The 14937-nt window shown below is 59.3% G+C and carries 11 protein-coding genes; 8 read left to right on the plus strand and 3 right to left on the minus strand.

Annotated features, from left to right (window positions below):
* Window positions 1–8: 8 nt before the first annotated feature.
* Genes H7C18_RS11650 through H7C18_RS11660 form a run of 3 tightly spaced genes read right to left on the minus strand, consistent with a single transcriptional unit; the run spans window position 9 to window position 2247 of the window.
* Window positions 9–332 carry a cupin domain-containing protein gene (locus tag H7C18_RS11650; protein ID WP_185129217.1) on the minus strand — a complete coding sequence of 108 codons (324 nt, stop codon included), beginning with the start codon at window positions 330–332 and terminating at the stop codon, window positions 9–11.
* Between the two features lie 17 nt (window positions 333–349).
* Window positions 350–1357: a 4-hydroxy-2-oxovalerate aldolase gene (dmpG, locus tag H7C18_RS11655; RefSeq protein ID WP_185129218.1), complete on the minus strand. Its 1008-nt coding sequence runs from the start codon at window positions 1355–1357 to the stop codon at window positions 350–352.
* 2 nt (window positions 1358–1359) lie between these two features.
* Window positions 1360–2247: an acetaldehyde dehydrogenase (acetylating) gene (locus tag H7C18_RS11660; RefSeq protein WP_185129219.1), complete on the minus strand. Its 888-nt coding sequence runs from the start codon at window positions 2245–2247 to the stop codon at window positions 1360–1362.
* 345 nt (window positions 2248–2592) lie between these two features.
* Here H7C18_RS11660 and H7C18_RS11665 point away from each other — a divergent pair, with 345 nt between their 5' ends.
* The 8 genes from H7C18_RS11665 to H7C18_RS11700 all read left to right on the plus strand — a co-directional run bounded on the left by H7C18_RS11665 (window position 2593) and on the right by H7C18_RS11700 (window position 14505).
* A complete protein-coding gene (locus H7C18_RS11665; RefSeq protein ID WP_337913349.1) occupies window positions 2593–3474 on the plus strand; it encodes an AraC family transcriptional regulator in 882 nt (293 codons plus the stop codon).
* Entirely contained in the window at window positions 3471–5306 is a 1836-nt protein-coding gene (locus H7C18_RS11670; protein ID WP_185129221.1) for a cache domain-containing sensor histidine kinase, read from the plus strand. Before H7C18_RS11665 ends, H7C18_RS11670 begins: the two co-directional genes overlap by 4 nt.
* Window positions 5307–5320: 14 nt before the next feature.
* Window positions 5321–6973, plus strand: coding sequence for a response regulator (locus tag H7C18_RS11675; protein ID WP_185129222.1), 1653 nt, complete (start codon window positions 5321–5323; stop codon window positions 6971–6973).
* A gap of 137 nt (window positions 6974–7110) precedes the next feature.
* A complete protein-coding gene (locus H7C18_RS11680; protein WP_185129223.1) occupies window positions 7111–8703 on the plus strand; it encodes an extracellular solute-binding protein in 1593 nt (530 codons plus the stop codon).
* 77 nt (window positions 8704–8780) lie between these two features.
* Window positions 8781–9758 (plus strand): ABC transporter permease, encoded by a 978-nt coding sequence (locus H7C18_RS11685; RefSeq protein WP_185129224.1) that lies wholly within the window; start codon window positions 8781–8783, stop codon window positions 9756–9758.
* A 16-nt stretch (window positions 9759–9774) separates the two neighbouring features.
* Complete coding sequence (locus H7C18_RS11690; RefSeq protein WP_337913352.1) at window positions 9775–10668, plus strand: carbohydrate ABC transporter permease; 894 nt, start codon at window positions 9775–9777, stop codon at window positions 10666–10668.
* A 24-nt stretch (window positions 10669–10692) separates the two neighbouring features.
* Window positions 10693–12717 carry an alpha-L-arabinofuranosidase C-terminal domain-containing protein gene (locus tag H7C18_RS11695; RefSeq protein WP_185129225.1) on the plus strand — a complete coding sequence of 675 codons (2025 nt, stop codon included), beginning with the start codon at window positions 10693–10695 and terminating at the stop codon, window positions 12715–12717.
* A 27-nt stretch (window positions 12718–12744) separates the two neighbouring features.
* Window positions 12745–14505, plus strand: a complete 1761-nt coding sequence (locus H7C18_RS11700; protein ID WP_185129226.1) for a glycoside hydrolase family 2 protein — start codon at window positions 12745–12747, stop codon at window positions 14503–14505.
* The last annotated feature ends 432 nt before the right edge of the window (window positions 14506–14937 follow it).

A 14937-nucleotide genomic window follows, 5' to 3' on the forward strand; every position in this document is an offset into this window, starting at 1 on the left:
ATGATGCTTCAAGGCATGTATTCCTCGCGGGCCGGCGTGAAAATATCGAGAGAAACGGTATCTTCCATCGCATGCACGCTGTGCTCCCGTCCCCCGGGGATGACGAAGCTTCCGCCCGCTTTCACCTCATATTCCGTATCTTCGCATAAGACCTTGACCCGGCCTTCCAAAATATAAAAAATTTGCTCGTGGTAATGGCTGTGAGCGGGGAAGTTGGAGCCCTCCGCCAGGAGGTGCTCGACGAGCATGAGCTTGTCGTTGTAGGCCAGAACCCTTCTCTCCACTCCCTGAAACGGATAAGTGACGTCCAACGTATCGCGATCGGTCATCATGGCGGATTCATCCTTTCCTAATGGGCGGTTGAAGCGGCGATCTCATGAACGACTTCGATGATGATGTCTTCTTGCCCGGCGACGATCTTTCTTCTTCCCAGCTCCAGGAAGACTCGATGGGGGCTCACGTTGTATTTCCGGGACAGCCGTTCCACCGGTTGGGCGAAGCCCGAGAATACGCCGGCCAACCCGCTGACGACGCTGGTGGAATTGATGGTCGGAACCTTGGCGATGATGGTCTGCTCCGCCAGGTTGGCGCCGTCCAGCAGCTTCTCCACGTCGATATGGGTGGCGTAGCCCAGCTTGTCCAGCACGGCGACCAATACTTCCAATTGGGCGTTGCCGGCGCCGGCTCCGAAGCCTCGAATCGTCCCGTCCAGAATGGAAGCTCCCGCATCCACGGCGGCCACCGAATTGGCCACGGCGTGCCCCAGATTGTTATGGGCATGGAAGCCGACCGGAATTTCCAACGCGGCGGCGAGCGCCCGTACCCGTTCGGTTACGTCTCTCGGCAGATAGACGCCGGCGGAGTCCATCAGGATGACCCCTTGCGCTCCGTAGGACTGCATTTTGGCGGCCTCCTGCACGAGCGCCTCGACCGGCGCCATGTGGCTCATCATCAGAACGCCGTATGCTTCCCGCCCCATGCTCCGTACGTACTCGATATGCTTCTTCGTGATATCCGCTTCCGTACAGTGGGACGCCACCCTGACCACATGCACGCCCAGATCCAATGCCGACTTCAAGTCGTGAAGGGTAGCGACGCCCGGAATGACATGGATGCCGATCTTCGCACGGCGCAAAGTAGCGGCGGCCAATCGGATCATGTCGGGATCCGATACAAGAGATTCGCCTAATTGCAGAGAGGAGGCCCCGAGGCCGTTGCCGTGTCCCACCTCGACAATGGGGATGCCTGCCGCGTCGGCGATGAGCATGTACCCGCGCATCTGCTCTTCGGTCAACTGATGGCGCACCGCATGGGAGCCGTCTCTCAAGGTAGGGTCGCTGATCAGCACGGCGGACATGTTTACGCTCCTTTCCGAGCGTTGCCGATTTTGAAGGCGTATTCCTCCGCAATCGCAACGGCGGCGCAGTTGATGATGTCCAGATTGCCGGCATACTTGGGCAGATAATCGCCAAGCCCCTGCACTTTGATCATGACCACGATCTTCCCGTCCTCCAATGTAGGAGGGAGCAAGAGCCGGTAGCCCGGAACATAAGACTGCATCTTCCGGATCAAATCTTCCAGATACTTCGAAAGGGCGTCCGGATCGGGATCGGACACCTTGGCGTAAACGGTGGTCTGCATGTCGATGCACGGCTCGGCCGGGTTCAAATTCAGGATGGCCTTGGCGCGCCGGCATCGGGAGAACTTGACGATCGCTTCCTCCGTCGTCTCGATGTATTCGTCCAGATTCGATCGGGTGGCGGGTCCGGCGCTTCTCGAAGCGATGCTCGAGACGACCTCGATGTAGTCGACGTGCCGGTGGGTTTGGCCGATGGCGTAGGCGATGGGCACGGAGGCTTGTCCTCCGCAGGTTACCATATTCACGTTGTCGAGCGTCAGGCATTCGTTCAGGTTGACGGCGGGAACGCACATCTCCCCGATTTTGGACGGGGTCATATCGATGACGAACTTGCCCAGGTTCTTGAAAATGCCCGCGTGCTGGGCGTGCGCATACGCCGAGGTTGCATCGAAGACGATGTCGTACAGATGAGCGTTGTCGACGATCGCATCGATTTGCTTGTCGGAGACTTGAATGCCCATCTCCCGGGCCACCTTCATGCCGGGCGATTCCGGATTTCGGCCTACGAACAATGTGCATTCCAGCTTGGACGACCGTGCGGTCTTCTTCAACAGATCAGTTCCGATATTGCCGCTGCCGAGGATGGCAACCTTGGCCCTGCCGTTCATCAAAAATCCTCCTTTGCTCTTAGGGTTAACGGAAGACAGAATTTTCCGTTATTTTAAGCCGCAATCACCACCTCCTTTACGGATCGTCCTTCCGAGCGTATGCAGGTTTTGTCACAATCGCGCGAAAAATGCAAAATATTCACACCGTAAATATACAAAATCGGTATGAATTAGGATATAGGCCTTTCTTATTGTTTTTTAATAATTGGCATTTTGTTAGATGTGCCGATCGAATGGCAGATATTGTTCATTATAATGACGGGGATCTGTAGATTTTCGGTTTCTAGCAGGTTGCCATTTTGTTATGATGAGAAAAAGAAAACTGCGCAAAGGGGTCGAGCCGCCGTGCTTCGGGAGTACGAATACGAGTTTGCGGAGTTTCTCTACTACACGCCCGGCGATCTGGATAAAGAGAGCGGCCTCTGGCCGGTTCGCGGGGGGAGAACCCTCGCCAAGCCGAACTATCGGGTGGGGCCGAAGCGGATCGAATGCTGGAGTCTTCATCTCGTTCGGGAGGGAAGGGTCCGTCTTGAATTCGACGGCGGCACCGCGGACCTGGGGGCGGGCGATCTGTTCTGTCTTTTCCCGGATCGAGCCTACACGTACTTCAAGCCTCCGGAGGACTCGGCGCTTCGCATGAGCTGGCTGGCGTTGGACGGCCAGAGGGTCGAACCGCTGCTCGCGAGGATCGGGATGACGCCTGACAAGCCGTATCTCGGGAAGCCGTCGCCCGACGGGCGTATCCACGAAGCGGCCGAACTTGCGATCGAGGCGCTTGCGAATGCCGATCAGGGCCAACCGGCTTCCGCGCTGGAGCTGCAGGCGCTTGTCGGCGCCCTGTTCGCCGAGCTGCTGCGGAGGACGGGGACCGATTCCGGGAAGGCGGATACAGCCGATTGGATCAAGCAATGCCGGTCGTTTATGGATCTGCATGCCACGGAGGGAATCACGGTGCGGCAGGTTGCGGATCTCGCCGGCGTGCATCGCTCTTATTTCTCGAACGAGTTCACGCGGCAGACGGGGATCTCCCCCGTGAAGTACCTGCAGAGGATTCGCATGGAGAAGGCCGTCCGATTGCTGAAGGACACGGATGCGACGGTCACGGAGATTGCCTTGTCGCTCGGGTATCCGAACCTGCATTCGTTCACCCGGGCTTTCAAGATGTACTACGAGGCGTCCCCGCTGGCCGTGAGGCAGGACGGCGACGGAAGGAGACGTTTCCGATGAGTGTGAAGAAAGCGCTTCAGCGGTGGCTGCCGCCGCATTGGAGCCTCCAGGGCAAAATTTTTATCGCGTTCGGCCTCGTGACGCTGCTCGCCATCGTCTCCGTATCCGGCATCGTGTACATGAACATGCGGGACACGATCAAGCGCAACGCGGTGCAGTCGGTGTCCGACAGCATCCGGCAGGCGGACGAATCGCTGAACGTCATGCTGGACGAGATCGATCGGCTGAACACGCTTGCCGCGACGAGCGATACCGTCATCCGTTCGATTCAGAGCCCGAACGAGGAGATCAGCTACGAATGGTTCCAAGAGCAGAAGCGGGTGACGGAATATTTGTCCGGCCTGATCCTCTATAAGCCTTACATTAGGCGCATCGCCGTGGTCGGCCTGAACGGGAAGGTGTTCTTTACGGGAGAGCCGTGGCTCGATCGTACCGTTCTGAACACGCCGATGATGGAATATATGCTGAGCAACGGCTCGCAGCATGCTTATTACCGGGAATCGAGCGGCGGGGACGCCATCGTCGTAGGACGGGAGCTGCGCTACAACCGGAAGACGATCGGCGTCGTCATGGTCGATCTGAACGCCGATTTTCTAAAAAAGACGTTCGGCGTAAAGCCGACCGCGGACAGTCTTCTGTACGTCCTGGACGAGCAGAACGGGGAGGTGTACCGGTCCGATCTGCCCGATTCCGAGGTGTCTACCGTCGAGACTTCGCCTTCCGACGCCCCGTCCCCCGGGACGGGACCGTCGATGGACACGATCGTCTCGCTGAAGACGGAGCTGTCCGGCCGCGGCGAGGCGGTCGAACGGCGAATCGGAGGCAAGTCCTATATCGTCGTGAGCCGCTTGTCCGCGAACACGGGGTGGACGACGCTGGCGCTCATCCCGATGGACTCGCTGCTGAGCGAATCGACCCGCATCCGCAACCTCATGCTCGAGGTGTCGATCGTCGTTTTCGCCGTCGTCCTCATCGGTTCGCTGCAAGTGTCGTCGAGAACGACGCTGAATATCCGGCGGCTGAAATCGATGATGATGCAGGTGAAGGACGGCAATCTGGCTTTTCCGCGGAACGAGATCCGGAGCAAGGACGAGATCGGCGAGCTGTACCGAGTCTTCGTCAGCATGGTCGACGACCTGAACCGGCTGATGGAAGGCGTTCGGGTGAGCGAGAAGGAGAAGCGGGAGGCGGAGCTTACCGCGCTGCAGGCCCAGATCCGCCCCCACTTTCTGTACAATTCGCTCAATACGATCAAGTATTTGGCCAAGCTGAACGGCGTGCCTAACATCGAAGAGGTGTCGGGCTCGCTCATTGAGCTGTTGCGCAGCGTGCTTGGCAATTCAAGCGAATTCCTCACGGTGAAGGAGGAGCTGGATTACGTGAACAGCTACGTCTCCATCGCCAAGTACAAATTTATCGAGCCCATCCGCATCGACACCCTGATCGAAGACGAAGCGCTGCTTCATTGCCGGGTGCCGAAGCTGACGCTGCAGCCGCTGGTGGAGAACGCCATCGTTCACGGCATCGGTCCGACCGGCCGGGGAGGAAGCGTGCAGATTCGCGTGTACGAGGAAGACCGCGATCTGAAAATCGAAGTGACGGATAACGGTCAAGGAATGCCGCAGGAGAAAGCCGACGGACTGCTCGGGGAGACCGGGAGACATTCGCTGCGCTCGCGGTTCGGCGGAATGGGCGTGCGCAGCGCGCATGAGAGAATCGTTCGGATTTACGGCGAAAGCTACGGCTTGAAGCTGTACAGCGAGCCGGGCCTCTACACGAAGGCGGAGCTTCGATTCCCGAAGCTGCCTCCCGCCGGGACGCAAGCGATCTAAAGGAGGATGAGGGAATGTACCAGGTTCTGCTGGTTGACGACGAGCCGCTCGTGCGCAACGTGCTGCGCACCTTGTCCGATTGGAAAGCGAAGGGATTCGAGATCTGCGGGGAGGCCGGCAGCGGGCGAACGGCGCTGGAGCTGATCGGGCAGACTTCGCCGGATATCGCCATCATCGACGTGAACATGCCCGAGATGAACGGGGTGGAGCTGAACCGGGCGATCCGGGAACGGTTCCCCGCCGTTCGGACGATTATGCTCAGCAGCTACGACGACTACGATTACGTGCGCGATTGCTTGCAGAACGGGGCGGTCGATTACTTGCTGAAGCACCGCCTGGACGAGGCGGCGCTGACGAACGTGCTGAACAAAGCGGCGGCGGAGCTAAGCCGCAAGGATCCGACGGAGAAGGCAGAGGAACCGAACGCGAATTCAGGGGAGACGAATGCGGATGCCGTCCGCGAGGCGATCGTCCGGGCTGTCAAGGGAAGCGGCGGCGGGGCGGGGGACGAGCTCGAGGCCGAAGCGGCAAGAAGCGGGTTGTATCCGGGAGCGGTCCGCTATGCGGCGGCCGCGTTGCAAATTACTCCCTTCCTGCTTCTGACGGAGTCTTACAGCGACGTGCAGACGAGCCGGCTCATGCGCCAGGTCGTCGAGCTTGCGCAGCAGACGATCGGCGAGATCCGGGAGCGGACGGCGGCCTATGTGGAGAACGGGCGGCTGGCCGTCGTATTCGCGTCCGGAGAGCGCAGCGAGCATGCCGTCGCCGCCGAAGCCGAGCGGTGGATGAGCAAGCTGCGTCATGCGCTGGAGCTGCTGCTGAATCTCAAAAGCGTCTACGCCGTTGGACACGTCTGCGGAAGCCTCTCGCAGCTGGCGGCGAGCTATGCCTCCGCCGAGCGGTCGCTCGACGCCGCGCACGCGGGCCCGGAAGCGTCTCGCGGACGCCCCGCCGCCGGAACGGAACGGGCACCGGAACCCGGACCGCGCGTCTCCTTGAAGATCGAGGAGCAGAAGCAGCTTCTGCTTCATCTCGAGATGCTGGACGAAGAAGGGGCGAAGCGGCTGATCGGTTCCGTATTCGGCTCCATCCGCCATCTGCCGATCCATTCCCAGGCGGCGCAGACGATCGTGAGCGAACTGCTGCATACGGGAGTCAAGGCGCTGGGCAAGTGGGTGCCCGCCCCATCGCTCGAGGAAGCGATAGCCGAACTGCCTCCGCGCGGAGAGCTGGGCCGGATCGGCGGCATGGCGGAATTGGAAGCATGGCTGCAGCGCTACTATTCCGTCCTGCTCAAGCAGCTCAAGCGGCGGCGCACGGCCGGGCCGCATTCCCGTCACGTGTCGCAGGCGATCGCGTTCGTCCTGGAGAATTACACGGGCAGCGTTACGCTGGAGCTCACGGCGGCCGCCATCGGGCTGAACCCCTCCTATTTGAGCCGGATTTTCAAGGAAGAGACCCGCACGACGTTCTCGGAATACGTGAACAAGGTGAGGATCGAAGCGGGACGCAAGCTGCTCGAGAGCGGGGAATATTCGGTCAAGCAGATCAGCAATCTGGTGGGATTCGCGACATACAATTATTTTTTCAAAGTGTTCAAAGAAGGGACCGGGATGACGCCGAACGAGTACGCGAGCAGCCTGGGTCGCGGCGCGGGCGCCGGATAAAGCCTTGTAAAAGATGTGGAGTAAAGAGTCAAAAATGTAGAATTCGCCGATCTTTCCGGTGACTTATAATACTCGCAAGCACCTCGGAAACGCTTCCATATCCGACTCGTGCATCAATTAATGGAGGTTAGGGGTTCATGCGTAAACAGTGGAAAAAAATCGCGATCGGAACGATGATCGTTCCGGCATTGGCTCTGGCGGGCTGCAGCTCGGGCAATAACGGCAATAACGGCAACGCTTCGGCGTCGCCGTCCGGCAGCAGCGTTGTAAGCGAGACCGGCTTCCCGCTCACCGAGAAGCCGGTCACGCTGAAGATGTTCACCCGGATCGCACCGGCAAACGGTCCTTTCAAGGACATGCCGGTATTCCAGGACTACGAGAAAATGACCAACGTGCACGTCGACTTTACCGAAGCGCCGACGGACGGCTTCCAGGAGAAAAAGAACCTGCTGTTCGCCTCCAACGAGCTTCCCGACGCCTTGTACCGCTCCGGACTGACGCAGCTCGAAGCGACCCGTTACGGGGCCAGCGGCCAGCTGATTCCGCTGGAGGACCTGATCGACAAGTACGCTCCCAATCTGAAGAAGCTGATGGACGAGTATCCGGAGATCCGCTCCGGCATCACGACGCCGGAAGGCCATATCTACGCGATTCCGGGCATCGTCACGCTCGGGGCGGCGCGTACGGACAAGAAATGGATCAACCAGGCGTGGCTGAAGAAGCTCGGTCTTCAGATGCCGGAGACGACCGACGACCTGTACAACGTGCTGGTTGCATTCCGTGACAAAGATCCGAACGGGAACGGCAAGCAGGACGAGATTCCGATGACCGCCCGGGCCGGAACGCCGGGGCAGGGACTTCCGATCGTCAATCTCATGAGCGGCTCGTTCGGCCTGGACCAACAGCTCGGCTACAACATCAACATCGCGGACGACAAAGTGGAGATCTGGATGGGCAGCGACCGGAACAAGGAGATGCTGCAGTATCTGAACAAGCTGTACAAGGAGAAGCTGCTCGATCCTCAGCTGTTCTCGCAGACGGAAGCGCAATATTTGGCCAAGCAGGGCTCGGGCGCCACAGGCGTCTTCTTCGACCAGACGAACAACAACTTCCTGCCGATCCAGGACCAGTACACCGGGATGGCGCCGCCGGCCGGCCCGCACGGAGACCGGCTGCAGGCCCAGGCCTCGCCGATCGCCCGCGACTTCGGAGCGTTCGCCATCACGAACGTCGACAAGTATCCGGAGCTCACGATGCGCTGGATCGATTATTTCTACAGCGACGAAGGCTCGACGATGCTGCGCTTCGGCCGCGAGGGCGAGAATTACGAGCTTCGCGACGGCGTTCCGTATTACACGGATAAATTCCTGAGCGTAGAAGGCGCCCAAGGGAAGATTACGCCGTATGCGGGCGGCGGCGCCCCTCACCTGATCGACGATCATGTGGCTTCCTTCATCAATCCGCCGCAGGTTCAAGAAGCTCAGGAAAAACTGGATCCGTACATGCCGAAGGTCCGCTACGCGGCTCCGATGTTCGACGAGGCGACGGCGCAGAAGGTCAACGAGCTGCGCAACGACATCGACAAGTATTACGAGGAGCAGAGCACCAAGTTCATCGCCGGCGCTCTCAGCTTCGACAAGTGGGACGAGTTCCAGAAGACGCTGAAGAAGATGAACATCGACGAGCTTCAGAAGATCTATCAGGACGCTTACGACACGATGAAGAAGTAACGGCAAAAGTTTCGCCGGCCAAGGACGGGCGCGCTTAAGCGAGCGCGCCCGCCTCCGGCATCAAGGAGTCGATTCGCATGAAAAGCGCGTTGGACCAAGCCGAAGCCGTCCAGGGAGCGGCGGCCGCGGCCGTGCGGCTGACGCCGAGGCGCGGCCGCCTGCTTCGGGAGATGGCGAAACGGTACGATCTGTACCTGATGCTGCTGCTGCCGATCGGATGGTACCTCTTATTCCAGTACGGACCGCTCTACGGCCTGCAGATCGCGTTCAAAAACTTCAGTCCGGCCAAAGGAATTCTCGCCAGCGAGTGGGTCGGCCTCGATAATTTTCACAGATTCTTCGATTCGTATTATTTCAACCGGCTGCTGTGGAACACGTTCACGATCAATCTGTTCTCGATGCTCGTCGCCTTTCCGATTCCGATCGCGCTGGCTTTGATCTGCAACGAGATCCCGAGCCGCAAGTTCGGCAAGTGGCTTCAGAATATAACGTTTATCCCCCATTTCATGTCGGTCGTCGTCATCGTCGGGATCCTGAACGTCTTCCTCTCGCCCGAGACGGGGCCGATCAACGCGCTGATCGAGGCGCTCGGAGGCCAGCCGATCCGCTTCCTGGAGGATGCCTCGTGGTTCAAGCCCATCTTTATCGGCTCGAACATCTGGCAGAACATGGGGTGGCAATCGATCATCTATATCGCGGCGCTCAGCGGCGTGAACCCGCAGCTGTACGAAGCCGCGAAGATGGACGGCGCTTCCCGGCTGCGGCGCGTCTGGCACGTCTCGCTGCCGGGAATCGTGCCGGTTATCGTCATCATGCTCATTCTGGACATCGGCCATTTCATGGATATCGGGTTCGAGAAGATTCTGCTCATGCAGAACAATCTCAATATCGAAGCGAGCGACGTCATCTCTACCTTCGTCTATACGACGGGTATTCAGAAGGGCGAATACAGCTATACGGCGGCTATCGGGCTGTTCAACTCCGTCATCAACCTGATTCTTCTCTTGCTGGTCAATCGTTTCGCGCGCAAGGTTTCGGAGACGAGCTTATGGTAAAGGAGGGATACCTATCGTGAGCAAACAAGCTGCCGCAAGCAAGCCGTCGGATGAACGGTGGTTCGACGCGATCGTCTATATTCTGGCGGCGCTGGTCATGGCGGCGGTGCTGTATCCGCTTATCTTCGTCATCAGCGCGTCGTTCAGCGACCCGGCGAAGGTGCTCGGCGGAGAGGTATGGCTGCTGCCGAAGAACGTGTCGATGGCCGCTTACCAGAACATTTTGCACAACCGCGATATTTGGAACGGATATCTGAACACCATTATTTACGCGGCGATCGGCACTGCAATCAATATGATCATGACGATCCTCGCCGCATATCCGCTGTCGAGGCCCGATCTGCCGGGACGCAAGCTGATCATGGTCGTCATCACGCTGACGATGTTCTTCAGCGGGGGTCTGATTCCGACGTACCTGCTCGTGAAAAACCTGGGCATGGTCAATACGCTGTGGGCGCTGATCGTGCCCGGGGCGATCGCCACCTACAATTTGATCGTCATGCGGACGTATTTTCAGACCAGCATTCCGTGGGAGCTGCAGGAGGCCGCCCATATGGACGGCTGCTCCAACTGGCGGATGCTGTGGAACATCATCCTGCCGCTGTCGAAGCCGATTCTGGCCGTCATGGTGCTGTTCTATGCGGTCGGCCACTGGAATTCGTTCTTTAACGCGCTGATCTACATTCGCGACGAGAGCAAGTATCCGCTGCAGATCGTGCTTCGCGAGATTCTGATGATCAGCCAATCCGACGCGGTGGACGCCAATGTCGGTCTGGAGAGCAAGGTCTTGCTGGCCGAGAGCATCAAATACGCCGTCATCATCGTCTCCAGCCTGCCGATGCTGATCCTGTACCCGTTCGTGCAGAGGCACTTCGTCAAAGGGGTCATGATCGGCTCAATCAAAGGGTAATACCGCGAAGTGGAGGTTTTGAACTTGAAAAGAAACGCAACGATAACGGTCGACGCCGGCAGGAAGAGCGAGCATACGATTAACCCCTACGTGTTCGGCCACTTCGTGGAGGACATCCGCGACCATATGGAAGCGATGCTGGCCTATCCGCTGAAGGATATGGATTTCGAGAGCGAGGCCTCGTCGCCGGAGCCGAGAGCGGTATCCGGCCGTTGGACGCCCTACACGAACGGCCGCGGCACGGTCTACGCGATGGAGCCGCCCGCTCCGAAGCATTCGGGCCGAGCCCAGCGCGTTCGAATGATGAGCGACGACGAGGCCTATGCGGGGATCTCGCAGAAGGTCGCGCTGAAGGGGCCTTCGGAGTATGCGGTGAAGCTCGTGGCGCGCGCTTCCGTCGAGATTCGTTACTTGGTCGTCGAAGCGGCGGATCGGCGGACTGGGGACGTGATCGGCGTGGCTCGCATTGAACTGGCCGGCCACGACTGGAAGAGCTACGAGGCGACGTTGGCCGTCGCGCGCGAATGCGTCGATGCCGAGCTCCGCGTCTACGTTCCCGCCGAGCACCCGCGTTGGATCGATCACGTCTCGACCGGCATGTTCTGGCTCGATCATGTCTCTCTCCTGCCCGCCGACAGCATCGGCATGGTGAGGAAAGAAGTCATGGATATGACCCGGCCGCTGAATGCCGGCATGATGCGCCTCGCGGGCAATTACATCAGCGCGTACCATTGGGAATACGGCGTCGGTCCCGTCCTGGAACGGCCCATTCTCTACAACGAAGCTTGGGGAGGCTGGGCGAACAAGTACTTCGGCACCGACGAGTTCATCGCGTTCTGCCAAGAGCTCGGCGTCGAGCCGCTCATCTGCGTGAACGACGGCTCCGGCACGCCCGAAGAGGCCGCCCGGTGGATCGAATACTGCAACGGCGGCCCCGATACGCCGATGGGCGCGAAGCGGGCGGCGAACGGACATCCCGAGCCGTACCGGGTGCGCTATTGGGAGATCGGCAACGAGGTGTGGGGCCAGTGGCAGGTCGGAACGTGCACGGCCGAGGAGTTCGCCGAGCGGTGCGCCGCGTTCGCGAAGGCGATGAAGGCGGCGGATCCCGAGATCGTGCTGCTGGCCTGCGGGCATACCGATCAGGAGTGGAACAAGCCGCTGCTCGAGCGGGCCGGCGGGGCGATCGACTACCTGACGCTGCACCTGTATCACGGCTTCAACCGGTTCGGCATGAACCGGGAGACGCCTGCGGAGGAGCGGTACAGGGCGATCGTCTCGTTCCCGGAATGGACCCGGAGCGATCTGGCGCGCACGGAAGAGACGATTCAAGCGTATCCGCAGAGCCGCCATGTGAAGGTGGCGATCACCGAATACAACACGATGTTTTATCCGAACACGATCCGCAAGGGGCTCCCGGACGAGCATACGCTCGGCGCCGCCGTGGCCAATGCCGGCAACCTGAACGAGATGCTTCGCCGCAGCGATCTGGTCCGCATCGGCAGCTTCTCCGATCTGGTGAACGGCTGGCTTGGCGGATGCATCCGCGTCGGCGACTTCTATGCCGACCAGTTCCGGGGCAAGGAAGCCGGCTGGAGCGGGCGACCGCTTACCGTTTACGGCACGCCGACTTACGAAGTGATGAAGCTGTACGCCGGCCGGGACATCCGCCGCATGCTGCCCGCTCAGGCCGAGTGCGGAACGTTCTCCGTGGCGTCGGCGAAGCCTGCGCCCGCGGATTTGAACGCGCTGCCGGACCTCGACGTCGCGGCGTGCGCGAACGAAGACGGCAGCCTCGTGACCGTTTTCGTCGTGAACCGCAGCCTGGAGAAAGTAACCGCGAAGCTCGACCTGAAGGCGTTCGAAGCCGGGGAGGACGTCCGGGTGCACGAGATTGCCGGGGATTCGATCGAAGCGATCAATTCCGTGTTCGAGCCGGAGCGTATCGTCTGCACCGAACGGATCGTTCCCGCCTCCGCATGGCGGGAGGGCGTTGCACTGCGTCCGGCTTCCGTGTACGCGTTGGAGATTCGGGCATCGAGGAATTAAACAAGAAGAGGAGGCGGAAGGCAGCGCATGGCCACGTTAAGTTACATCAAGGACTATCCCAGACCGCAATTCGTCCGCCGCGAGTGGGTCAACCTGAACGGCGAATGGAGCTTCCGTTTCGACGACGACAACGTTGGGGAGAAGGCGAAATGGGCGGAGGGATTCGAGGGCACGCACAAGATTCAAGTGCCGTTCACCTACGAGACGAAGGCGAGCGGCATCGGGATCGAGGAGTTCCATCCGCAGGTGTGGTACGGTCGATCGGTCATGATTCCGAAGGAGGCCGAGGGCAAGCGGGTGATTCTGCACTTCCAGGCGGTCGATTACGTAGCCAAGGTATGGGTGAACGGATCGAGGGTCGGCCGTCACCAGGGCGGCTACGCGGCGTTCTCTTTTGACATCACCTCATACGTGACGTTCGGAGCCGAGAACCGGATTGCGGTGAAGGCGGAGGACAGCAGCAGCTGCACGCAGCCTCGTGGCAAGCAGCGCTGGACCCGGGACAACTTCGAATGCTTCTATGTTCAGACGACCGGCATCTGGCAGACCGTCTGGCTGGAATACGTGGAAGAGCAGCGGCTGGATTCCTTGAAAATCACGCCGGACGTCGACCGCTCGTCCGTCCGCTTCGACTATGAAGTGAACGGAGCGGAGGCGGGCGGCGATCTGCGCCTCGAAGCGATCGTCACGCTGAAGGGCAAGCCCGTGAAGCGGGTCGGCCTTGCGATCGACCGCCCCTGTCTGACGGTCGAGGTCGATCTGGTGCACGAGGCGAACGGACCTTGGAAAAAGAGCCTCTGGGCTCCGGCTCACCCGAATCTGTACGACGTCGAGTTCGTGCTCTACTCCGGCGAGCGGGTCGTCGACCGGGTATTCTCCTACTTCGGAATGCGGAAAATCTCGATCGAGAACGGCAAAGTGCTGCTCAACAACGTTCCGCTTTATCAGCGCCTCATACTCGATCAAGGGTACTGGACGGATTCGCATCTGACGCCGCCGAGCGAAGAGGCCTTGATCGAGGACATCGACAAGATTCTGGAGATGGGCTACAACGGCGTCCGCAAGCACATGAAGATCGAGGACGCGCGATTCCTGTATTGGTGCGATGTGAAAGGGGTGCTCGTCTGGTCCGAGATGGCGGCGACCTTCGAATTCCATGACCGCGCCGTCGACACGTTCACGACCGAGTGGCTGGAGATCGTGCGTCAGCAGTACAATCATCCGAGCATCATCACCTGGGTTCCGTTCAACGAATCGTGGGGCATCCCCGCCGTTCTGCGGGACAAAAGGCAGCAAAAGTTTACCGAAGGAATCTACCATTTGACGAAGGCAATCGATCCGCATCGCCCTGTCATTACGAACGACGGCTGGGAGCACACCGTCTCGGATATCCTGACGCTGCACGATTACGTGGAAACCGGCGAGGATTTCGCGGCGCGTTACGGAGATCTGGAAGCGATCCTGAGCCGGAAGACGACGTGCAACCGCTGGAAATACGCCCTGGCCGAAGGCTACGAATACCAAGGCCAGCCGATCATGATCACCGAATTCGGCGGCATCGCGTTCCGGTCGGACGCGGGATGGGGCTACGGCCGCCAAGTCGCCACCGAGGCAGAGTTCCTCGAGCGCTTCGAGGGCCTGACCCGCGCCATCCGCGGCATTGACGCGATCTGCGGCTACTGCTACACGCAGGTCGCCGACGTGCAGCAGGAGATCAACGGCCTGCTGACCGAGGACCGCAAGCCGAAGCTTCCGATCGAGCGCATTCGGGAGATCAATTTGAACTAAAGGGAACGGGGCCGAGCCGCGGGTCGGCTGGGTTAAGGGAACTATGAACCGGGAAACTGCCGTTGCTGCGGCAGTTTTTTTGCCACTTTATTAATTTACCGCGTTAATAACTAAGGAGAAGTCGTGTAAGCTCCTTCTTATCTGGCTCAATTTATTTGCAGTTATTTTACTGATCAAATAGTCCCTCTAAATCCTAAGTTTCAAAGATTTAAACTAGTGATGTCGCAGAGGGTTTTTAGGTGAGAAAACGATTAAATAGAATATAACGTTTGAAGGAATCAAACGTTGTTTATAGCATCTCTTCCTGCCGTCGTAATGTGGAAATTTCGTCTCACTCGCTGGCCATATCAACCTTATCTATGGGTATATAGATGACTGTTTATTTGATGATGCAGCAAACTCCTTTTCATTCAAACAAAAAGAGACGCAATG

It is taken from the genome of Cohnella zeiphila (assembly GCF_014212055.1).
Classification (GTDB): domain Bacteria; phylum Bacillota; class Bacilli; order Paenibacillales; family Paenibacillaceae; genus Cohnella; species Cohnella zeiphila.

Bases quoted from the DNA above. Each gene is read 5' to 3' on its own strand.
- H7C18_RS11675 (WP_185129222.1), top strand. From the start codon at position 5,321: ATGTACCAGGTTCTGCTGGTTGACGACGAGCCGCTCGTGCGCAACGTG.
- H7C18_RS11680 (WP_185129223.1), top strand. From the start codon at position 7,111: ATGCGTAAACAGTGGAAAAAAATCGCGATCGGAACGATGATCGTTCCG.
- H7C18_RS11700 (WP_185129226.1), top strand. From the start codon at position 12,745: ATGGCCACGTTAAGTTACATCAAGGACTATCCCAGACCGCAATTCGTC.
- H7C18_RS11670 (WP_185129221.1), top strand. From the start codon at position 3,471: ATGAGTGTGAAGAAAGCGCTTCAGCGGTGGCTGCCGCCGCATTGGAGC.
- H7C18_RS11660 (WP_185129219.1), bottom strand. From the start codon at position 2,247: ATGAACGGCAGGGCCAAGGTTGCCATCCTCGGCAGCGGCAATATCGGA.
- dmpG (WP_185129218.1), bottom strand. From the start codon at position 1,357: ATGTCCGCCGTGCTGATCAGCGACCCTACCTTGAGAGACGGCTCCCAT.
- H7C18_RS11650 (WP_185129217.1), bottom strand. From the start codon at position 332: ATGATGACCGATCGCGATACGTTGGACGTCACTTATCCGTTTCAGGGA.
- H7C18_RS11685 (WP_185129224.1), top strand. From the start codon at position 8,781: ATGAAAAGCGCGTTGGACCAAGCCGAAGCCGTCCAGGGAGCGGCGGCC.